We start from the raw sequence: 19,516 nt of genomic DNA on the forward strand, positions 1-19,516 counted from the left end.
CGCTCATGTCTCATGCCTCGCTGATCGAACCCGGCGAATCGTACATTTCGCACGTTTCGCGCGATTCGATGGAATACGACGTGGTGATTGTCGGCGGCGGGCCCGCCGGGCTCTCCGCGGCGATCAGGCTCAAGCAACTCGCCGCCCGCACGGACGCCGCGATAAGCGTGTGTGTGCTCGAAAAGGGTTCGGAAATCGGCGCGCACATTCTTTCCGGCGCCGTGATGGACCCGCGCGCGCTCACCGAACTGATTCCCGACTGGAAGGAACGCGGCGCGCCGCTTACCGTCGAGGTCACCGAAGACCGCTTCCTGTTCCTGTCCGAAACGCGCGCGCGACAGACGCCGCACTGGGCGTTGCCCGCCAACTTCCGCAACCATGGCAACTACGTGGTGAGCCTCGGCAACGTCACGCGCTGGCTCGGCCAGCAGGCCGAAGCGCTGGGCGTCGAAATCTTTGCGGGTTTCCCGGCGGCGGAAGTGCTGTACCACGCCGACGGTTCGGTGAAAGGCGTCGCGACGGGCAACATGGGCGTGGGCAAGGACGGCCAGCCAACCGAAAATTTCCAGGCCGGCATGGAACTGCACGCGAAGTACACGCTGTTCGCCGAAGGCTGCCGGGGCCACCTCGGGCGCCAGCTGATTGCGAAGTTCAGGCTGGACGCGGGCCGCGACCCACAGGCGTACGGAATCGGCATCAAGGAACTGTGGGAAATCGATCCCGCGAAGCACCAGCCGGGGCTCGTGATTCACACGGCCGGCTGGCCGCTGAAGGCCGACACGTACGGCGGCTCGTTCCTGTACCACCTGGACGGCAACCAGGTCGTGGTCGGCTTCGTGGTGGGTCTCGGTTACACGAACCCGTACCTGTCGCCGTTCGAGGAATTTCAGCGCTACAAGACACATCCGTCGATCCGCGCGTTTCTCGAAGGCGGCAAGCGCCTCTCGTACGGCGCGCGCGCCATGACGGCGGGCGGACTCATGTCGCTGCCGAAAACGGTGTTTCCGGGCGGCGCGCTGATCGGCGACGACGCGGGCTTCCTGAACGCCGCGCGCATCAAAGGCAGCCACGCAGCCATCAAGACCGGAATGCTTGCTGCCGAAGCGGCGTTTGACGCCGTGCAAGCCGGCCGCCGCGCCGACGAACTCAGCGCGTACACGCAGGCATTCGAGCAGTCGTGGCTTTACACGGAGTTGCACCGTGCGCGCAACTTCAAGCAGTGGATGTCGAAGGGACTGTATCTCGGCACGCTGATGGTCGGCATCGAGCAGAAGATCATGGGCGGCAACGTGCCGTGGACGCTGCATCACCGGCACGCGGATCACGAAACGCTGAAGCCCGCATCGCAATGCAAGCCGATCGAGTATCCGAAACCGGACGGCGCGCTCGCTTTCGACCGGCTTTCTTCCGTGTTCATTTCCAATACGAACCACGAAGAGAATCAGCCCGCGCATTTGACGCTGAAGGACGCTCAGGTTCCTGTCGACGTGAACCTGCGCACCTACGCGGGGCCGGAGGCGCGTTTCTGCCCGGCGGCGGTGTATGAGTTCGTGAAGAACGACGACGGCACCCACAGGCTGCAAATCAACGCGCAGAACTGCCTGCACTGCAAGACCTGCGACATCAAGGATCCGACACAGAACATCGTCTGGGTGGCCCCGGAAGGCGGCGGCGGGCCCAATTACGCCGGGATGTGACCGCCCCGCCGAATGCCCGGTTCAATGCCCCGCATAGCAGATGTACCGCTACTCCGTTAGGGGTATATCTTCGTGAAGGTTGATTTCGATTTATTGGTTGACGATCTTCAACGTGTGCAAGCTAGTTTGCATATCGTCGGAGACACTACATGAGTTCAATCAACGATGGGGCGCAGACGAATCTATCTGGACTCCAGACTGAAATTTCGGGCCTGCATCGAAAGATAGGTTGGGCAGGCGCCTTCTGGGTAGCGAGCGGTGTTCCTGCGCTCGTACTTTTCTCGATCGGTTCGATCGCGGCGACTGTCGGCAAGCCGTCGTGGATCGTCTGGATGCTCTCGATCGGATTCGGCTTCATCCAGGCCTTCTCTTATGCAGAAATCGCGGGGCTCTTTCCGCACAAGTCGGGCGGCGCCTCCGTCTACGGCGCCATCGCCTGGGTCCGCTACAGCAAGCTGCTCGCACCGCTCTCGGTCTGGTGCAACTGGTTCGCATGGTCGCCGGTGCTGGCCATCGGCTCCGGCATGGGCGCAGGCTACGTGCTGAACATGCTGTTCCCGGCCACGGCCGCCATCAACACCTGGCAGATCACCCTGCTCGATCTCGGCTGGCTCGCGAGCGGCCTGACGCTGCGTATCAACGCGACCTTCCTCATCGGCGCCGTCATTCTGCTTGCGGCGTTCGCCATTCAGCACCGCGGCATTCTGCAGGCCGCGAAGCTCCAGATGATCCTCGCCATCGCCGCGCTGCTTCCGCTCTTGATCGTAGGCGTCTATCCGATCCTGAGCGGCGATCTGCCGAAAGATCATCTGCTGCCGCTCTATCCGCTCGCGAAGGATGCAGCCGGGCGCGTCATCGACGGCACGTGGAACGCGGGTGGGTTGCAGCTGATGGCGGGCGGGCTCTTCATCGCCGCATGGTCCACGTACGGCTTCGAAACGGCCGTCTGCTACACGCGCGAATTCCGCGACCCGCGCCGCGACACCGTCAAGGCGATTCTCTACTCCGGCCTGCTGTGCATCGTGTTCTTCACGATGGTGCCGCTCGCCTTCCAGGGCGCGCTGGGTCTCGGCCAGCTCGTCACGCCGGAAGTACGGGATGCCGCCGGCAACGTCACGCAGGCGGCCGTCTACGACGGCGTGCTGTCGCCGGGCATCTACAGCGGCATGGGCGTTGCCGAGGCCATGGCAAAGATCACGCACGTCGGCTCGTGGGGCGAATACATTCTCAAGCCCATGCTCGTCTTCGCACTCGTGCTCGCCATCATGACCTCGATGGCCGGTTCGTCGCGCACGCTGTACCAGGCCTCGGTGGACGGCTGGCTGCCGAAATATCTTTCGCACGTCAACGAAAACGGCGCACCGACCCGCGCGATGTGGACGGACCTCGTGTTCAACCTGTTCCTGCTGATGATGTCGGACTACACGGTCGTGCTCGCGATGTCGAACGTGGGCTACATCATCTTCAACTTCCTGAACCTGAACTCGGCGTGGATTCACCGCATCGACCGCGCGTCCTGGAGCCGGCCGTTCCGCGCGCCGACCTGGCTGATCGCGGCGGGCACGCTGCTGTCCTTCGTCAACCTTGCGCTGATGGGGTTCGGTGCGGACGTGTGGGGCAAAGGAACGCTCGTCTCCGGACTGGTCTTCGCCGCACTGATCATTCCCGTCTTCGTCTGGCGCCACTACGTGACCGACAAAGGGCGCTTTCCCGACCAGATGCTGGAGGACATGGAGCTGTCCCGCAGCCAGCCCTCGCGCAAGGCGGGCTACCTGCCTTACGCAGTGCTGGCGCTCGGCGTCGCCGTGGTCGTCGTGACCCACCTGCTTGCCCCCTGACGCCGGGCTCGCCCGCTTCGATTCACCCCGTAGTGACTCCGTAGTTCACGCCGTTATTCGCCCCGACCCGTCTCGGGGAACAACCCACAGGAATGCGTATCAACCGCCAGCCCCGCCGATGCGCGCGGAGCCGGCGGCTGGCGCACGCCCGTCACGCTACACGATCAACCATTCACTCTATTTTTCGGAGAACCAGGTGAAATACATTGCCCTGCCCTCGCTGTCGTTGACCATGTTCGCCATGAGCGCCGCCATGCTCGCCGCCAGCGGCGTCGCTCATGCGCAAAGCAGCGTCACGCTGTACGGCGTCATCGACGAATCGCTCGAATACGTGAGCAACGCCGGCGGTCCCGGCGCCGCGGGCGCGCAGCGCCGCTACGGGCTCGACAACAGCGCGGTCGGCGTCAGCCTCTGGGGTCTCAAGGGCAAGGAAGATCTCGGCGGAGGCCTCGCCGCGCTGTTCCAGCTCGAAAGCGGCTTCAACACGACCAACGGTTCGGTCAGCGGCCAGCAGCCCGCCGCCTCGCTCTTCAGCCGCGATGCGTTCGTCGGCCTGTCGTCGGAGCGTTTCGGCACGCTGACCTTCGGCCGCCAGTACGACGCCGTGACCGACATGGTGCAGCCCTTGACCGGCGACATGTGGGGCGCGTCGGCATTCGCGACGCCGGGCGACGTCGACAACAACGACGACGGCACGGTGGTCAACAACGCGGTGAAGTACGTGTCGCCGGTGTTCGCCGGGCTGCAGATGGAAGGCGAATACGCGTTCGGCGGCGTGGCGGGCGCGACGGGCGCGGGCCAGTCGTGGTCGGTCGCGGCGACCGGCACCACCGGCGGCCTGACCGTGGCGGCCGGCTACTTTCGCGCGAGCTACAACCAACTGACCGGCAACTGGTCGAGCGCCACCGCCCAGCCGCTGCTCGGCGGCGCGCTCGGTTACGATCCGGCCTCGTATCGCTCGGCCGGCATCGCGCAGGCCGCCGTGCAGTACGCGACGGGCCCGTACACCGTCAGCGTGCGCTACAGCAACGCGCAGTATCACGGCGCAAACGGTGCGCCGTCGGTGCACTTCAACGTGGGCGCCGCGCTGTTCCAGTACCAGGCGACGCAGGCGTGGACGCTCGGGCTCGGCTATGCCTACGTGCACGGCAGCGCGCCGGCGGCCGTGCAAGGCGTCGATCCATCCGCGACAGCGGCCTCGATCCATCAGATTTCGGCGGGCGCGCAGTACGCCCTGTCGAAGCGCACGACGCTCTATGCGGTGGGCGCGTACCAGCACGCGAGCGGCGCGCTCGCATCGGCCGGCGACATGTACTACACGTCGAGCAACGGCGCGCAGGTCATCGCCAACCTCGGCATCCTGCACCGGTTCTGAAAAGTCCGGCGATACCGCTGCGTCCGCTCACGGGGCGTCGGGTGTCCATGCCTGCCGCCCCGAGAAAGGCAAAGCCCGGCCGCCTGGCCGGGCTTTCGCTATCCGGACTCAGCACGTGCTATCGCGATAGCCCGGCCGCACCTCGAAGATCACGCCCTCCACGCCCAGCACTTCGCCGCTCGCCGAATAAATGCCGACGCCGGTTTCCCACACGCGCTTGATCTGTCCATCTGCGCAGCAGATGCGATAGCGCAGTTCGAACACGCCTCGCACCGCCAGCGCTTCCTGCACGCTGCCCCACACGTAGTCGGCGTCGTCGGGCACGATCAGCTTGCCGAAGGTATGTTCCTGGCTGTCGAGAAACCACTGACGGGAATAGCCGGTCACGTTCTCGCAGCCCGCGCTGACGAACTCCATTGTCCAGAGCCGGTTGTTGCGGCCGCGATAGACCATTCCCGGAATGTTGTCGAGCAGGCCCAGCGCGCTACGCAGATGCGCCTGCGCCGACGTCTCGCGCCGCCGGTCCGCGGTAATGTCCGACAGCGCGACGAAGAAACGGTCATCGGCCACACGCACGGAAACGTCGTACCACAGCAGCCCGCCGTCCGGATGAACCAGTCTCAGCCGCTCCCGTGCCGTGCCGGCGACGCCGGCCTTCGAACGCTGCAGCATGGCGCACCAGACGCACCGGTCTTCCGGATGAACGTAATCGGTCATCAGCGTATCCGCGGCCGGTGCCTCTATCGCTTCCACCCATGCCGGATTGCAGCCCTCAATCCGGCCCTCAGCCGACACGCGGATCAGCGAGACCGGAAACACGTCCGCATCGAGTCTCTCGCCGCGCAGGCGTTCCATGATTTCGCTCTCACGACTCATCGCCACTCTTCCCCAACTGCGGCCCCATCCCGCTTCGATGCACCGATGCAGCAAGTTCGAGCCGGCTTCTCACACCCAGCTTGCGCAGCAGGTTTTTCACGTACACCTTCACTGTTCCCTCGCTAATACCCAGTTCGCGCGCGATCTGCTTGTTGCTCATGCCCTCTGCGATCAGCGCGAGCGTCTGTCCTTCACGGCCGGTCAGGTCCGACACCCGGAGCGGCTCCGCGTCGTCGCCCGCTGCGCGCGTCTGCGCGAGCAGACGCACCAGCTCGTCGTCGAACACCACCACGCCCTGCATGCAACTGCGCACGTACGCGAGCAGCGCCTCGGGCTCCGACTCCTTCAGCATGTAGCCGTTCGCCCCGAGGCGAATGGCGCCGATCAGTTCGTCCCGGCTCATCTCCGCGCTCAACAGCACCTTCACGCAATCCAGTTCCAGTTGCTGCAACTCGTCGAGCACCTGCAACCCGTTCAGGCCCGGCATGTGCAGATCGATCAGCACCAGCGCGGGCCTCAGCTCGCATGCCAGCGAGACGCCCTGACGCCCGCTCGATGCGTCGCCCACGACGCGGAACTCGCCGGTCGAATTGAAGAATTCCGCCAGCCCTCGACGAAACAGCGGGTGATCGTCGATCAGCAGCATGGTCGTCGGGCTCATCAACGAACCTCCTTCGCAGACAAGCTGCCGGGCACGAACAGATTCACGCAGGTTCCTCCGTCCGTGCCGCTGCCGAACTCGAGCGTGGCGCCGATCGCCTGTGCGCGTTCGCGCAGGATGGTCAGCCCATAGTGATTCTCTGCAACCGAGGCACAGCCGAGGCCGACGCCGTCGTCCATCACGGACACGTGGAACCCTCCCTCACCGTCGCGCAGCACGACCCACGCATGATTGGCCTGAGCATGGCGAACGACATTGGACAACGCCTCGCGGACGATCTGCAGGATGTGCAGTTCGACCCCAGGTTCGAGACGCAGATGCGGCAGGCGATTGTCCAGTTCCAGCACCACGCCGCACCGGCGCGAAAACTCCACGATCGAATCGGCCAGCGCCTGCTGGAGAGAACGTCCGTCGAGCGTCAGTCTCGCGCTCGTGATGAGTTCGCGTACCTGGCGTTGCAGCCGCGTCGTGAGCGCGCGAATCTCCACCAGAAGCGGATCGTGGCGCGCGCCCTGTTGCGGCAGGCGGGCCACCAGCAGCGACAGGAAGCCGAGCTGCTGCGCAACCGAATCGTGCAGTTCGCGCGTCAACGCCTCCGCCTCGCCGACACCGCGGCCTGCTGTGCCCACTGTGCCCGCCGTCCTGCCTGCCGCGAGTTCGAGCGCACGCTCGACCATGTTCACGACGCGATCGATATCGTCCAGCACCCCGGGCTCGGCAGGAGCCGGCACGTCCAGCACCAGCACGACATCGGCGAGCTTACGTACGGCCCTCATGAAACCGGTCGACGGGCTGCAATCGGGACACCATCCGGCTGGCGCGCGCGCGGCCTTGCTGAACTGGCAGTGCGCCCCCTGCGTGCAGCACGCCGCCGCATCCTGCGTCGATTCATGGCGATCGCGTCCGCTTCCCGCCAGCTCGATACGGCTTCCCGGCAAGACGTTCCTCAAACCACAAGCCAGAACCTGCAACGCCGTGGCCTGTCCGGAATCGCTCAACAACTCCGCGAGGCACGCCAGCAATACGTCACGGAAACGCGCCGCTACCGGCGTGTTTCCGGCAGCCGGACAAGCATCACCGACCAGACTGGCATCCGCGATCACAGGGCATCCGCTTCGGATTGAAAAAACGGCTGCATCAAGCAAGTTTCGCGCCTTTGTCCGCTTGCGACGGACATTTACCTCTTTCTGGATACCTCGTCTTCCGGATTGATGGCTGATTACTGTCGAGAAACCATGTTTCCCAACAAGAAATGAGCACGTGCGCTCAGCAGGCCGTCCGCAGAGCGCCCACGAATGAATACGCGTGCTCGTTCATGGGACAGGCGATGCACTTTTTTTGAACCTGGCCGGCCACGCGTGCACCGCGGCGCGCGGCATCCACCCTTGCGAGACATGTCATGTCGATCAGCCCTCTGGATCATCCGCATAGCGTTCCGCGCTATGCCGCCTTGCAGCTCGATGCATCGGGAACAGCCCATCTGCTGGTGGCGCAGGCTGAAGCGTTGAGCGAGCAGGCGGCATTCGCTGCGCAACTGTCCGGCAACGCGCAGGCGAGCGCGCTCGTGCTGGGCGCATCCGCTGAACCAGGCGAACCAGGCAAACCAGGCGCTCAGGTCGGCGTCACGGCGCAATACGTCCGGCAGCAGGACGAACTCGAAGATGCCGTTCGCCAGACACTGGCCGCCGCCTCGGTCGGCACGCGCCTTTACCTGTGCGGTACCGAAGCCTTCATCTGGCGCGTGCGCCGGATCGCCGCCGCAGCCGGCATGCGTGCGGAAGAGATGCGCGCATCGGTGCATGGGGCGTCTCGAAACGTCTATTGCGTGCACTGCGGCGAGACGCACGGCTATCCATCGAACGACGAAGTGATCTGCGCCGGCTGCGGCCTGCGCCTCGCCGTGCGCCAGCATTTTTCGCAGGCACTCGGCGCGTACTTCGGCGCGTGCGCAAATCCCGATCATCCCTACGCGGAGAACCAACCATGAATACGCTCGATGTTCGCGTCTGCGCGATCCGCTCGCTGACACCCGTGATCCGCGAACTGACGCTCGAGCCGGTCCACGCCGGGTTGCCGCCCTTCTCGGCGGGCAGTCACATCCAGCTCTGGATGAACGACGGCACGCGCACCATCCGCAATGCCTACTCGCTGCTCGGCGACCCGATGGACCGCCGGACCTGGCGCATTGCCGTGCGTCGGCAGGAACGCTCGCGCGGCGGCTCCGCCTTCGTGCACGAACGCATTCATGCCGGCATGACGCTGCGCGTGACGGCGCCGGCCAATCTGTTCGCGCTCAATGCGACGTGCCGGACTCACATTCTTGTCGCAGGCGGAATCGGCATCACGCCGTTCCTCGCGCACATTGCCGAACTCGAACGCAGCGGCGCCGACTTTGAACTGCACTACGCCTGTCGCCCCGGCCTGACCGATGCCTATCTCGCCGATCTGTCGGCGCGACTCGGCACGCGCCTGCACAGCTACGACGGCAGCGAGCGCGTATTCGACGCGCGGCGCGTACTCGCCGGCCGGCCGCTCGGTGCGCACGTCTATGTCTGCGGCCCCGAACGCCTGCTGGCCGACGTGCGCAACACTGCACGCGCGCTCGGCTGGCCCGAAAGCCGGGTGCACTGGGAAGCGTTCGTGGCCGCCGCCCCGGGCACACCCTTTACCGCGCAACTCGGGCGCAGCGCACGCAGCATCGACGTCGCGTCGGACCAGAGCCTGCTCGAAGCGCTCGAAAGCGCCGGCCTCCATGTTCCGAACCTGTGCCGCGGCGGCGTATGCGGCCAGTGCGCGACACGGTACACCGACGGCGAGGTCGAGCACCGCGACGCGTATCTCACAACAGAGGAACGCGCGACCCATCTGATGCCCTGCGTCTCGCGTGCGTGTGGCCGAACCCTGACACTCGATCTCTGAGAGCCGAACCATGAGCCTGCCCATCGAATCCGTCGAAACGTATCGCGACGACTTCACGTTTCGCAACAGCGAACGGGCCATTGCCCGCTTTCCCTTCCCGTTTCCCGAGGACAACTACATGTACTCGGTCAACATCGAGCCGGCTGTCTCGCGCAACCCCGGTTCGGTCTTCGAGCATAACTTCGACATCGACGAACACTACCGCGCGGAAGTGGCCGAACGCGCCATCGTGCTCGAACAGGACCCGCGCCGGTGCATCGTGATGCCGCATATGGAAACGGCCTCGTGGGACGCGCTCGACATGATCATGCATCACCTCGCGGCCGACTACCCCGCGTGGTTCGCGCTCGAATGCGACGGGGACCGCTGGCACTGGACCAACCGTCCACTGAACATTCAGCAAACCTTCACGTTCGGCGACGCAGCGACGCTGCCCTGCCCGCCGCTCGAATACATCATGCGGCAGACCCAGGGCGACATGGCGCTGCTCGATCAGCGCGACGGCGATCTGTTCATGGATGCCGGCGTGATTACCGGCCCGGCGGACTGGTCGCTCGCGTTCGATGCCGGCATGAGCTTCAGGCAGTGGCACTCGCCGGTTCCGCTCGCGCACCAGGCCGGCATCTTCGAGCGGGCGCTCAAATACCTGCTCGCGATCCAGCCCGGCAGCCCGGTGCGCCGGCTGAACTGGACGCTCACCATCCATCCGCGCCTCGATACCTCGTCGGAAACCTCGCACCTGTGGGGCAGCGAGCGCGGCCACGTCACGCCGGAAAACGTAGGCGACATCGTGCACCTGCGCGTCGAGCTGCAGTTCATGGCCCGCCTGCCGCGCAGCCATGCGCTGATGTTCGGCATCCGCACCTTTCTATGCAGCATGGCCGACCTCGCGACCAACCCCGAGTGGGCGCGCCGCCTGCACCGCGTGATGCGCGACCTGCCCGACCCGATCGCCGAATACAAGGGCATATCGCGGTACCGCACAACGTTGGTGGACTGGCTGAGCCAGTTCGACAGGTAAGCACCGTGCAGGACATTCAACCCATCATCTTCTTGTCGGAGCATTCAGCATGGCAACTTCCTGGCGCATTTCCGCACTCGCCGACCGTCACCGCGCACTCGGCTCGAACCTCGAAGACTGGAACGGCATGGGAACGGCGTGGACCTACTCCAGCGATCTCGCCGACCACCACGAGGCCATCCGCACCCGCGCGGGACTGATGGACGTCTCGGGCCTGAAGAAGGTCCACTACGTCGGCCCGCACGCGCAAAGCCTGCTGGACTGGGCGACCACGCGCGACATCGGCAAGCTCTATCCGGGCAAGTCGGTCTACGCCGCTATCCTCAACGAGGAAGGCAGGTTCATCGACGACTGCATCGTCTATCGCACGGGTCCCAATGCGTTCATGGTCGTGCACGGTTCGGGAACGGGCTATGAACGCCTCGTCCGTTCTGCTTACGGACGGCAGGTTGCCGTGTTGTTCGACGACGATCTGCACGATCTGTCGCTGCAAGGCCCGGCAGCAGTCGACTTCCTTGCCGAATACGTCCCCGGCATTCGCGACCTGCCGTACTTCCACCACGTGCAGACCCGCCTGTTCGGGCGGCCGGTGACGATCTCCCGCACGGGCTATACCGGCGAGCGCGGCTACGAAATCTTCTGCAAGGCTGCGGATGCCCCGCTGATCTGGGACACCATCCTGGAAAAAGGCCAGCCGCTCGGCATCATCCCGTGCGCGTTCACGGCACTCGACTGGTTGCGTGTCGAAAGCTACCTGCTGTTCTATCCGTACGACAACTCGGAAATGTATCCCTTCGCCGACGAAAAGGCCGGCGACACGCTGTGGGAACTCGGCCTCGACTTCACTGTTTCGCCGGGCAAGACCGAATTCTGCGGCGCGACCGAACACTTCCGTCTCCAGGGGCGCGAGCGCTTCCGGATTTTCGGCATCGAGATCGACTCGCAAAAAGCCAGCGCGGGAGGCGACACGCTCTGGCACGACGGCAGGCAGGTCGGCGTCGTGACCTGCGGGATGTACTCGCGTCTGACCGGGCGCTCTCTCGCGATCGCGCGGCTCGACGTCCCGCAGGCGGTACCGGGCACGCCGCTCGTGGTGAGGGGCAGCATCGAAGCCACGGCCCGCGCCGCGGCGCTGCCGTTCGACGATCCGGAAAAGAAGAAACGCACCGCGATCGGCTAGGCGATTGCCCGCGTGCAAAAGACGCGCCCGGCCAGGCCGCGCGCGCCGCCCGGTTTTCCCTTCACATGGACTCAAGGACTCAGCGTGAGCCAGAACTACATTTTGACGGTGAGCTGCCCCGCCACATCCGGCATCGTGGCAGCGGTCACCTCTTACCTTGCCGCGTCGCACTGCTATATCGGCGAACTCGCCCAGTTTGACGACGAGACCAGCGGCACGTTTTTCATGCGGGCGGTATTTCGCTTCAACGAAGGCGCCAAGAGCGACATCGATCGCGTGCGTCATGAATTCTCCAGCATTGCGAACGATTTCTCGATGCAATGGAAACTGACGAATGCCTCGGAGCCCATGAAGGTTCTCTTGATGGTCAGCAAGTTCGACCATTGCCTCGCCGACCTGCTTTATCGGCTGCACAAGGGCGAACTGCGCATACGCATCACCGCGGTTGTCTCCAACCATCTGGACCTGCGCCCGATGGTGGAGCGCGAAGGCATCCGCTTCGTCTATCTGCCCGTCACGCCGGAAACGAAGGCCCGCCAGGAAGCCGATCTGCTGCACATCGTCGAGGAAACCGGCACGGAGCTGGTCGTGCTGGCCCGCTACATGCAGATTCTCTCCAACGATCTCTGCTCGAAGCTGGCCGGCCGCGCCATCAACATTCACCACTCGTTCCTGCCAGGCTTCAAGGGGGCGAGGCCGTATCACCAGGCGTTCGACCGCGGCGTCAAGCTGATCGGCGCCACGGCCCACTACGTGACGTCCGATCTCGACGAAGGGCCGATCATCGAACAGGAAGTGCAGCGCGTGGACCACGTGCTCAAGCCCGACGATCTGGTAGCGATCGGCCGTGACACCGAAACCGTTGCCCTCTCGCGCGCCGTGAAATACCACACGGAGCACCGCGTATTCCTGAACCAGCACCGCACGGTGATCTTCCGATGAGCGCGGCACACGTGATCGACGGCAAGGCCGAGGCCGCACGTCTGCTCGACGCGCTGCGCGCAGACGTATCGCGTCTGCGCGCGCAGGGCGTGACGCCGCGCCTCGCCGTCGTGCTGGTGGGCAACGATCCGGCCAGCGAGGTCTACGTGCGCAACAAAGTGCTGCGCGCTCGCGAAACCGGTATCGAATCGCTCGAATACCGGTTGCCGGCCAACACCGACGAGCCCGCGTTGCTCAGCCTGATCGCGAAGCTCAACGCCGATCCCGCCGTCCACGGCATTCTCGTGCAGATGCCGCTGCCCGCAGGGCTCAACGAAAGCGCCGTGATCGACGCGATCGCCCCCGGCAAGGACGTGGACGGGTTCCACCGCGAAAACGTCGGTCGGCTCGTGCTCGGCGAACCGGGTCTGGCGCCCTGCACACCGGGCGGCTGCCTGCATCTGCTGCGCCTGGTCGCGCAAGACCTGAGCGGCAAGCACGCGGTGGTGGTGGGCCGCTCGAACATCGTCGGCAAACCCGTGGCGACACTGCTGCTCCAGGCGAACTGCTCGCTCACCGTCGTGCATTCGCGCAGCGTCAATGCGGCGCAACTGTGCCGGCAGGCCGACATCGTGATCGCCGCGGTCGGCAAGCCGCAACTGATCGACGCGAACTGGGTCAAGCCAGGCGCAATCGTCATCGACGTGGGCATCAACCGCATCGAAGTGGACGGCAAACCGAAACTCGTCGGCGACGTGGACTACGACAGCGTATCGCGCGTCGCCAGTGCGATCACGCCCGTGCCGGGCGGCGTCGGGCCGATGACCATTGCTTTCCTGATGAAAAACACGATTGCCGCCGCAGCCACGCAGCATGGCCTGCGGCAGCAGGCTCCCGCGAGCAGCCTGATCACTGCCTGATTTCTTTCCAGCAAGGTGAACACTATGAACAAACGCGTTGCAATCATCGGCGCCGGTCCTTCCGGTCTCGCGCAACTTCGCGCATTCCAGTCGGCCGCGGCGAAGGGCACGGAAATTCCGGATCTCGTCTGCTTCGAAAAGCAGGCCGACTGGGGCGGCATGTGGAACTACACGTGGCGCACCGGCACGGACGAGCACGGCGAGCCGGTACACGGCAGCATGTACCGCTACCTGTGGTCGAACGGTCCGAAGGAATGCCTGGAATTTGCCGACTACACGTTCGAGGAACACTTCGGCAAGCCCATTGCCTCGTACCCGCCGCGCGAAGTCCTGTGGGACTACATCAAGGGCCGCGTCGAAAAAGCAGGGGTGCGTTCCCACATCCGCTTCAACACGGTCGTGCGCAACGTAAGCTTCGACGATGCGACCCGCCAGTTCACCGTCACGGTTCACGACTTCGACCGGGACGTCACGTACAGCGAGACCTTCGATTACGTGGTCAACGCGTGCGGACACTTCTCGACTCCCGACGCCCCGACGTTCCCCGGCTTCGATTCGTTCAAAGGCCGCATCCTGCACGCACACGATTTCCGCGACGCGATGGAATTCCGCGGCAAGGACATTCTGCTGATCGGCAGCAGCTACTCTGCCGAAGATATCGGTTCGCAATGCTACAAATACGGCGCCCGCAGCATCACGAGCTGCTACCGCACCCAGCCGATGGGCTACCAGTGGCCGCCCAGCTGGGAAGAAAAGCCGCTGCTCAAGTACGTGAACGGCAACACAGCCTTCTTCGCGGACGGCTCCACGCGCAAGATCGACGCGATCATTCTCTGCACCGGCTACAAGCATCATTTCCCGTTCCTGCCGGACAGCCTGCGCCTGCGCACCAACAACCGCCTGTGGCCGCTGAACCTCTACAAGGGCGTGTTCTGGGAAGCCAACCCGCAGATGATCTATCTCGGAATGCAGGACCTCTGGTACTCGTTCAACATGTTCGACGCCCAGGCCTGGTACGTGCGCGACGTGATTCTCGGCCGGATTGCCCTGCCCTCGCGCGAAGCGATGCACGCGGAAGATCTCGCGTGGCGAGCCCGCGAAGAGAAGCTCGTCACGAATCAGGAGATGTTCGAGTTCCAGGGCAGCTACATCCAGGAGCTGATCGACGCGACGGATTACCCGAGCTTCGACATTGCCGGCGTCAACCGCACGTTTCTCGAATGGAAGCACGACAAGCACGAGAACATCATGGCTTATCGCAACAAGTCGTATCGTTCGCTGATGACCGGCACCCAGTCCCCGCCGCATCACACGCCGTGGATCAAGGCGCTGGATGACTCGATGGAGGCCTACCTCGGCGAGCCGGCACCCATCGCCAAAGCCGGTTGAAACGCGGATCCCGCTCATGACGATTCGCGCACCTTCCGTCTCCCGCCCGCACGAGCCGGCTCTCGCCGGCCATTACGACGGATGCGAACGATACCGCGTGGCTGGCGGCGGCCTGAGCGTCGTCGAGCTGCAACGTGGCGACACGTTGCAGGTCATCGACATCGAAGGGCTCCAGCCGGCGGAACTGCTCGCCGTGCATGCCGGAGACGGCCGCTGCGCGCTGGCCGCCCTCGGCCTGCGGGCGGACGCGCGCGCGACCTTCATTGCCGGTTCGCTCGGGCAGGCAACGCAGCACAACGTCAAGATATCGGCCATCCTCGCCCGCCGTGGGCTCGATGTCCGGCGAGCGCAGGCCGCCTTGCTGTGGCCGCCCGGCACGGCCGCCGGTCATGCCTGCACCATGACGGCGAGCGAGCCCGTGGTCGTGTTCGTGGCCGCGCCGGGCAGACCGGGCACGCCCGACGAGATCGGACAGCAGGCGACGGAGCTTCGGCTCGTCGTGCGCCGAGCCCATCCCCCGTTGGTGCGCCAGCCGCAAGAGAGCGTGCCGCTGGCCGACGCGCTCGACGACTTCCTGATCCGCCCCGGTACGGCGCGGGCCTATACCGTGCAGGCCGGCGAGTACGTGCAGATACTCGACGTGGCAGGACGGCAATGCGCAGACTTCGTCGCGTTCGATCTCGCCGCGCTCGAGCAAGGCGACGTGCTCGATCTCGACCCGACCGTCACCCGTACCCTGAACGGCAGCGCCTGGCCTGCACCGGGCCTGTTCTCCCGCTTCTACGATCGCAACATGCGACCGATGCTGGAGGTGGTGCGCGATACGGCAGGCCGGCATGACTCGTTCTCGCTCGCCTGCACGGCGCGGTATTACGAGTCGCAAGGCTACCCCGGTCACCCGAATTGCAGCGACAACATCAGTGCCGCCCTCGCGAATTTCGGCGTACCGGCGCGCCCCGGCTGGCCGGCCATCAACTTCTTTTTCAACACGAGCATCGACGCCCGTCAGCAGATCACGATCGACGAACCGTGGTCGCGGCCCGGCGACTACGTGCTGTTGCGCGCGCAAAGGGATCTCGTCTGCGTCAGCACGTCGTGCCCCGACGACATCGACCCGGCCAACGGCTGGAATCCGACCGATATCCAGGTTCGCACCTATTCGAGCAAGGAGCGCATTTCCGTGTCCATGGCCATCCGATCCACGCCCGACGCCCCGGCGGTTCTCACGCAGGAATCCGGCTTTCATCCGCGCACTTCCGCGCTGACGCGCCGCTTCACGCAATACCGCGGCTGGTGGCTGCCCTCGCAGTTCGACGGCTACGGCGCAATCGACGAATACTACGGCTGCCGGGAACGTGCCGCGATCATGGACCTCTCCGCGCTACGCAAATTCGACATCCTCGGGCCCGATGCCGAAGCGCTGCTCCAGTATTGCCTCACGCGCGACGTGCGCAGGCTCGCGGTCGGGCAAGTGGTGTATGCCGCCATGTGCTACCCGCACGGCGGCATACTCGACGACGGCACGCTGCTGCGCTTCGGCCCGGACAACTTCCGCTGGATCTGCGGCGAGGATTACGCCGGCATCTGGCTGCGTGAACAGGCCGAAAAACTCGGTATGAAGGTCTGGGTCAAATCGGCCTCTTCGCAGATTCACAACATCGCCGTGCAGGGACCGCAGAGCCGCGCGATCCTGCAACAGATCGTCTGGACACCGGGAACCCAGCCTACGCTTGCTGGTCTTGGCTGGTTCCGCTTTCTGGTCGGCCGCATCGGCGGGTACGACGGGCTGCCGGTCTGTGTCAGCCGCACGGGCTACACCGGCGAGCTTGGCTACGAAATCTGGTGTCATCCCGATCATGCGGCAGCCGTGTGGGATAGCGTGTGGTCGGCGGGAGAGCCGTTCGGACTCGTACCGCTCGGCTTCGATGCGCTCGACATGTTGCGCGTGGAAGCCGGGCTCGCGTTTTCAGGCCACGAATTCAGCGATGAAATCGATCCTTTCGAAGCCGGCATAGGCTTTTGCGTGCCGCTGAAAACCAAGAGCGACGATTTCATCGGGCGCGAAGCGCTGCTGCGCCGTAGCGCGCATCCGCAACGCAAGCTCGTCGGGCTCGAACTCGCCGGCAACGAGCCCGCCGCGCATGGTGATTGCGTGCACACAGGACGGGCCCAGACAGGCGTCGTGACAAGCGCGACCCGCTCGCCGGCCACGGGCCGCAACGTCGCGCTCTGCCGGTTGGACGTGGCTTACGCCGAACCGGGCACTGTCGTGCAGATCGGCAAACTCGACGGCCAGCAGAAGCGCATCGACGCCACGGTCGTGGCGCCGATTTTCTACGATCCGGAGAAGTCCCGCGTGCGGAGCTGACAGCCGGCTAGCGCTGCAATTGCGTCGACGACGCCGACCATGAGCAACCCTGCATCTGACGCTCACGCCGGCGCGTCGGCTGGTGGCTGCTTTCCGCTCGGTGATTGACCCGCGCCGAGGCCTTCACGAAGACGTGCTTCACGCTGGCCAGCTGCGGCACCTCGGCTCTTGCCGCCGGATAGCTGTGCAGCCGGTCGGTGACAATCTTCCGGGGCACCGGGTATCAGCGCAGCCTCTTTCCGAAGAAGCGCCTTGCCGCAGTTTTGTCGCGGCGCTTCTGCAGCAGCACGTACGGCTTACCGCGCAGTTTGACGAACAGCTCATCGAGATGCCGCGTCGTGCCCGGCCGCGGCTGGGCCGCTTTCACCTGGCAGGCATACATCGCGCCGAACCGGTCGCACCCGTTGCGCACCGACTCGTAGCTGACCACGACGCCGCGCTCGAGCAGCAATTCCTCGATGTCATCCCCCAACTCTACCCAGCGCGGCCTTCACGTTGACATTGCCGGATGGAGTGATCTCCGCCCGTGCGAAAACTCAGGCCGCTTTGTGGCAAACCACTTCGATGTTGTGCCCGTCCGGACCAATGACGAACGCGGCAAAGTAGTTCGCATGGTAGTGCGGGCGCAGACCCGGTGCGCCATTGTCTTTGCCGCCTGCGGCGAGCGCTGCGCGATAGAAATCTTCGACTTGCTGGCGAGTCTCGGCCACGAACGCCAGGTGAAGATGCGCCGGCTTTTCCCCGGTCTGGTACAGACACAACGACGCCTTGCCCGGCGGGCTCAGCTCGACACCGTACGTCGGCACCCCCTCCCCGACAACCGCTACGCCGAGCGGTTCGAGTGCCTTGAGGAAGAACGCTTTGCTGGCTGCATAGTCGCTGACGCCGAATTTGACGTGGTCGAACATGGGTTCTCCTGGAGTGTGGGACCTGCGCGAGGCCGGACGCGATCAAGCGCTCACCGCGATGTTGCCACACGTCGCCGACAGCGCTATGCCGCCGGGCAGCCGCCCCCATCGAGCTGCGCGCAATCGGGCGGTACGACTGGGAAAGCCGTGCGCTTGCACGGTATGCGGTGCCACCGGGGGATCAGAACAGCGAGCCGGTTTTCGTGCCGCGACGCAGGGCGACAGCGGAAGACGACGGATGGTTGCTGTGTTGCGTGTACCGCCACGCGACGGATACCAGCGACGTTGTCGTGCTCGATGCGCGCGATCTTGCCCGGCCAAAACGCAAAGCCGTGCACAATACCGCCCATGCCAGCCCCCGACCTCGAACGCCTTGTCACCCTCGCCATGCCCTTTGGTAAATACAAAGGTCGGCTCATTGCCGACCTGCCCGGGCATTACCTCAACTGGCTGGCCCGCGAAGGGTTCCCGCGCGGCGAGATCGGGCGGCTGCTCGCGCTGATGCACGAGATGGACCATAACGGCCTGAGGGGCCTGCTCGATCCGCTGCGCAAGCGCGAATAGCGCAATCGCGTCGATGCGGCCCGTCGGCGTTCATCACGCATCCGGCAAGCTCTCGACAGATGCGCTCCCCGCCGCTCAACGCGCCGCGTGCACGTGCAGCAGTTCCCGTACGCGGTGTGCGCGCGCATCGAGCGGTTCTGCGCCACGCCCCGGCAGCAGCGCGCGCGTCGTCATGGCGCGCGACTCGCCGCTTCGCACATCCACTTCGCGAATCACGCGGCCGCTCTCCACGATGAACGCAACGTCGGCCAAGGCCAGCACGTCGTCGATGTCGTGCGTGATCATCACCACCGGCATCTGCCAGCGCGCGAACACGTCGCCCAGTTGCCCACGCAACTCGTCACGCAGCAGCGGGTTCAGCGCTGCAAACGGCTCGTCGAGCAGCAACAGACGCGGTCTGCACGCCAGTGCGCGTGCCAGCGCGACGCGTTGCTGCTGCCCGCCCGAGAGCGTGGCGGGACGGCTCGACGCCAGTGCCGCGAGCCCGAACGTCTCCAGCAGTTCGTCCACGTGCCGGGCGTCGTCGTGCGAAAGCCTGCGCCGTTGCCACGTCGTCAAGCCAAACGCAATGTTGTCGCGCACGTTCAGGTGCGGAAACAGCGCGTAGTGTTGAAACAGATAGCCGACGCTGCGTTGCTCGGGCGGCAGGTCGATGCCCTGTCGCGAATCGAACAGCACGCGCGCGCCGATGCGCACATGCCCATGCTGCGGTTTCAGCAGCCCCGCCATGGCCTGCAGCGTCATCGACTTGCCACCGCCCGAGGGGCCATAGAGCGCGACCACCTGCGCATCCGAGATGAACCGCGTGGCGAGCGTGAAACGCCGTGCGCCGTCGCAAACGGTGGCATCAAGATCGATATCGATCATCGCGTGCAGGCA

At 65.0% G+C, this 19,516-nt stretch carries 17 protein-coding genes and 2 pseudogenes; 13 read left to right on the plus strand and 6 right to left on the minus strand.

All coding sequences use genetic code 11. The features are described 5' to 3' along the window. Nucleotides 1-5 precede the first annotated feature (5 nt). From PKKP23_RS04610 to PKKP23_RS04620, 3 genes are all read left to right on the plus strand, one after another. Entirely contained in the window at nt 6-1,697 is a 1,692-nt protein-coding gene (locus PKKP23_RS04610) for an electron transfer flavoprotein-ubiquinone oxidoreductase (protein WP_126875974.1), read from the plus strand. A 149-nt stretch (nt 1,698-1,846) separates the two neighbouring features. Then, nucleotides 1,847-3,535, plus strand: coding sequence for an APC family permease (locus tag PKKP23_RS04615; RefSeq protein ID WP_126875975.1), 1,689 nt, complete (start codon nt 1,847-1,849; stop codon nt 3,533-3,535). A gap of 196 nt (nt 3,536-3,731) precedes the next feature. Further along, the gene (locus tag PKKP23_RS04620) at nt 3,732-4,910 is read left to right on the plus strand and encodes a porin (RefSeq protein ID WP_240658743.1); all 1,179 of its coding nucleotides are present in this window, start codon (nt 3,732-3,734) and stop codon (nt 4,908-4,910) included. A gap of 108 nt (nt 4,911-5,018) precedes the next feature. Here PKKP23_RS04620 and PKKP23_RS04625 read toward each other — a convergent pair whose 3' ends face one another. The 3 genes from PKKP23_RS04625 to PKKP23_RS04635 are packed head-to-tail and all read right to left on the minus strand — an operon-like array spanning nt 5,019 to nt 7,550. Beyond that, the gene (locus tag PKKP23_RS04625; protein WP_126875976.1) at nt 5,019-5,786 is read right to left on the minus strand and encodes a PAS domain-containing protein; all 768 of its coding nucleotides are present in this window, start codon (nt 5,784-5,786) and stop codon (nt 5,019-5,021) included. Beyond that, on the minus strand, nt 5,776-6,447 hold the full coding sequence (locus PKKP23_RS04630; protein ID WP_126875977.1) for a response regulator: 672 nt from the start codon (nt 6,445-6,447) through the stop codon (nt 5,776-5,778). Before PKKP23_RS04630 ends, PKKP23_RS04625 begins: the two co-directional genes overlap by 11 nt. Beyond that, a complete protein-coding gene (locus PKKP23_RS04635) occupies nt 6,447-7,550 on the minus strand; it encodes a sensor histidine kinase (protein ID WP_205702994.1) in 1,104 nt (367 codons plus the stop codon). The genes PKKP23_RS04630 and PKKP23_RS04635 overlap by 1 nt, the downstream gene beginning before the upstream one ends. Before the next feature lie 296 nt (nt 7,551-7,846). Between PKKP23_RS04635 and PKKP23_RS04640 the strand changes: the two genes are divergently transcribed. From PKKP23_RS04640 to PKKP23_RS04675, 8 genes are all read left to right on the plus strand, one after another. Next, the gene (locus PKKP23_RS04640) at nt 7,847-8,434 is read left to right on the plus strand and encodes a dimethylamine monooxygenase subunit DmmA family protein (protein WP_126875978.1); all 588 of its coding nucleotides are present in this window, start codon (nt 7,847-7,849) and stop codon (nt 8,432-8,434) included. After that, nucleotides 8,431-9,366 (plus strand): PDR/VanB family oxidoreductase, encoded by a 936-nt coding sequence (locus PKKP23_RS04645; protein ID WP_126875979.1) that lies wholly within the window; start codon nt 8,431-8,433, stop codon nt 9,364-9,366. Before PKKP23_RS04640 ends, PKKP23_RS04645 begins: the two co-directional genes overlap by 4 nt. A 10-nt stretch (nt 9,367-9,376) precedes the next feature. Next, nucleotides 9,377-10,387, plus strand: a complete 1,011-nt coding sequence (locus PKKP23_RS04650; protein ID WP_126875980.1) for a heme-dependent oxidative N-demethylase family protein — start codon at nt 9,377-9,379, stop codon at nt 10,385-10,387. A gap of 49 nt (nt 10,388-10,436) precedes the next feature. Next, a complete protein-coding gene (locus PKKP23_RS04655; protein WP_126875981.1) occupies nt 10,437-11,567 on the plus strand; it encodes an aminomethyl transferase family protein in 1,131 nt (376 codons plus the stop codon). 84 nt (nt 11,568-11,651) lie between these two features. Continuing rightward, on the plus strand, nt 11,652-12,509 hold the full coding sequence (purU, locus tag PKKP23_RS04660; protein ID WP_017773490.1) for a formyltetrahydrofolate deformylase: 858 nt from the start codon (nt 11,652-11,654) through the stop codon (nt 12,507-12,509). Further along, on the plus strand, nt 12,506-13,408 hold the full coding sequence (folD, locus tag PKKP23_RS04665; RefSeq protein WP_126875983.1) for a bifunctional methylenetetrahydrofolate dehydrogenase/methenyltetrahydrofolate cyclohydrolase FolD: 903 nt from the start codon (nt 12,506-12,508) through the stop codon (nt 13,406-13,408). The genes purU and folD overlap by 4 nt, the downstream gene beginning before the upstream one ends. A gap of 24 nt (nt 13,409-13,432) precedes the next feature. Continuing rightward, nucleotides 13,433-14,797, plus strand: a complete 1,365-nt coding sequence (locus PKKP23_RS04670; protein ID WP_126875984.1) for an NAD(P)-binding domain-containing protein — start codon at nt 13,433-13,435, stop codon at nt 14,795-14,797. A 16-nt stretch (nt 14,798-14,813) separates the two neighbouring features. After that, nucleotides 14,814-17,165, plus strand: a complete 2,352-nt coding sequence (locus PKKP23_RS04675; protein ID WP_240658745.1) for a trimethylamine N-oxide demethylase — start codon at nt 14,814-14,816, stop codon at nt 17,163-17,165. Nucleotides 17,166-17,211: 46 nt separating this feature from the next. Here the strand turns inward: PKKP23_RS04675 and PKKP23_RS04680 are convergent. Both PKKP23_RS04680 and PKKP23_RS04685 read right to left on the minus strand, forming a co-directional pair. Further along, nucleotides 17,212-17,628, minus strand: a pseudogene (locus PKKP23_RS04680) (DDE-type integrase/transposase/recombinase); the annotation flags it as partial. Nucleotides 17,629-17,701: 73 nt separating this feature from the next. Beyond that, nucleotides 17,702-18,073, minus strand: a complete 372-nt coding sequence (locus tag PKKP23_RS04685; RefSeq protein ID WP_017773486.1) for a VOC family protein — start codon at nt 18,071-18,073, stop codon at nt 17,702-17,704. A 54-nt stretch (nt 18,074-18,127) separates the two neighbouring features. Between PKKP23_RS04685 and PKKP23_RS04690 the strand changes: the two are divergent. Both PKKP23_RS04690 and PKKP23_RS04695 read left to right on the plus strand, forming a co-directional pair. Then, a pseudogene (locus PKKP23_RS04690) lies at nt 18,128-18,474 on the plus strand (carotenoid oxygenase family protein); the annotation flags it as partial. Further along, entirely contained in the window at nt 18,422-18,637 is a 216-nt protein-coding gene (locus PKKP23_RS04695; RefSeq protein ID WP_026121182.1) for a DUF3820 family protein, read from the plus strand. The pseudogene PKKP23_RS04690 and the gene PKKP23_RS04695, both read left to right, overlap by 53 nt. Nucleotides 18,638-18,712: 75 nt before the next feature. On the opposite strand, the gene PKKP23_RS04700 is transcribed toward PKKP23_RS04695, so the two are convergent. Next, complete coding sequence (locus PKKP23_RS04700) at nt 18,713-19,504, minus strand: ATP-binding cassette domain-containing protein (protein ID WP_126875985.1); 792 nt, start codon at nt 19,502-19,504, stop codon at nt 18,713-18,715. Nucleotides 19,505-19,516: the final 12 nt, after the last annotated feature.

Origin of the sequence: Paraburkholderia kururiensis JCM 10599 = LMG 19447 (assembly GCF_003986935.1) — a bacterium.
Lineage (GTDB): Bacteria > Pseudomonadota > Gammaproteobacteria > Burkholderiales > Burkholderiaceae > Paraburkholderia > Paraburkholderia kururiensis.

Excerpts from the sequence above, each read along its gene's own strand:
- PKKP23_RS04610 (WP_126875974.1), top strand. The coding sequence starts at position 6 with ATGTCTCATGCCTCGCTGATCGAACCCGGCGAATCGTACATTTCGCAC.
- PKKP23_RS04615 (WP_126875975.1), top strand. The coding sequence starts at position 1,847 with ATGAGTTCAATCAACGATGGGGCGCAGACGAATCTATCTGGACTCCAG.
- PKKP23_RS04625 (WP_126875976.1), bottom strand. The coding sequence starts at position 5,786 with ATGAGTCGTGAGAGCGAAATCATGGAACGCCTGCGCGGCGAGAGACTC.
- PKKP23_RS04630 (WP_126875977.1), bottom strand. The coding sequence starts at position 6,447 with ATGAGCCCGACGACCATGCTGCTGATCGACGATCACCCGCTGTTTCGT.
- PKKP23_RS04640 (WP_126875978.1), top strand. The coding sequence starts at position 7,847 with ATGTCGATCAGCCCTCTGGATCATCCGCATAGCGTTCCGCGCTATGCC.
- PKKP23_RS04645 (WP_126875979.1), top strand. The coding sequence starts at position 8,431 with ATGAATACGCTCGATGTTCGCGTCTGCGCGATCCGCTCGCTGACACCC.
- PKKP23_RS04650 (WP_126875980.1), top strand. The coding sequence starts at position 9,377 with ATGAGCCTGCCCATCGAATCCGTCGAAACGTATCGCGACGACTTCACG.
- PKKP23_RS04655 (WP_126875981.1), top strand. The coding sequence starts at position 10,437 with ATGGCAACTTCCTGGCGCATTTCCGCACTCGCCGACCGTCACCGCGCA.
- folD (WP_126875983.1), top strand. The coding sequence starts at position 12,506 with ATGAGCGCGGCACACGTGATCGACGGCAAGGCCGAGGCCGCACGTCTG.
- PKKP23_RS04670 (WP_126875984.1), top strand. The coding sequence starts at position 13,433 with ATGAACAAACGCGTTGCAATCATCGGCGCCGGTCCTTCCGGTCTCGCG.
- PKKP23_RS04675 (WP_240658745.1), top strand. The coding sequence starts at position 14,814 with ATGACGATTCGCGCACCTTCCGTCTCCCGCCCGCACGAGCCGGCTCTC.
- PKKP23_RS04685 (WP_017773486.1), bottom strand. The coding sequence starts at position 18,073 with ATGTTCGACCACGTCAAATTCGGCGTCAGCGACTATGCAGCCAGCAAA.
- PKKP23_RS04695 (WP_026121182.1), top strand. The coding sequence starts at position 18,422 with ATGCCAGCCCCCGACCTCGAACGCCTTGTCACCCTCGCCATGCCCTTT.
- PKKP23_RS04700 (WP_126875985.1), bottom strand. The coding sequence starts at position 19,504 with ATGATCGATATCGATCTTGATGCCACCGTTTGCGACGGCGCACGGCGT.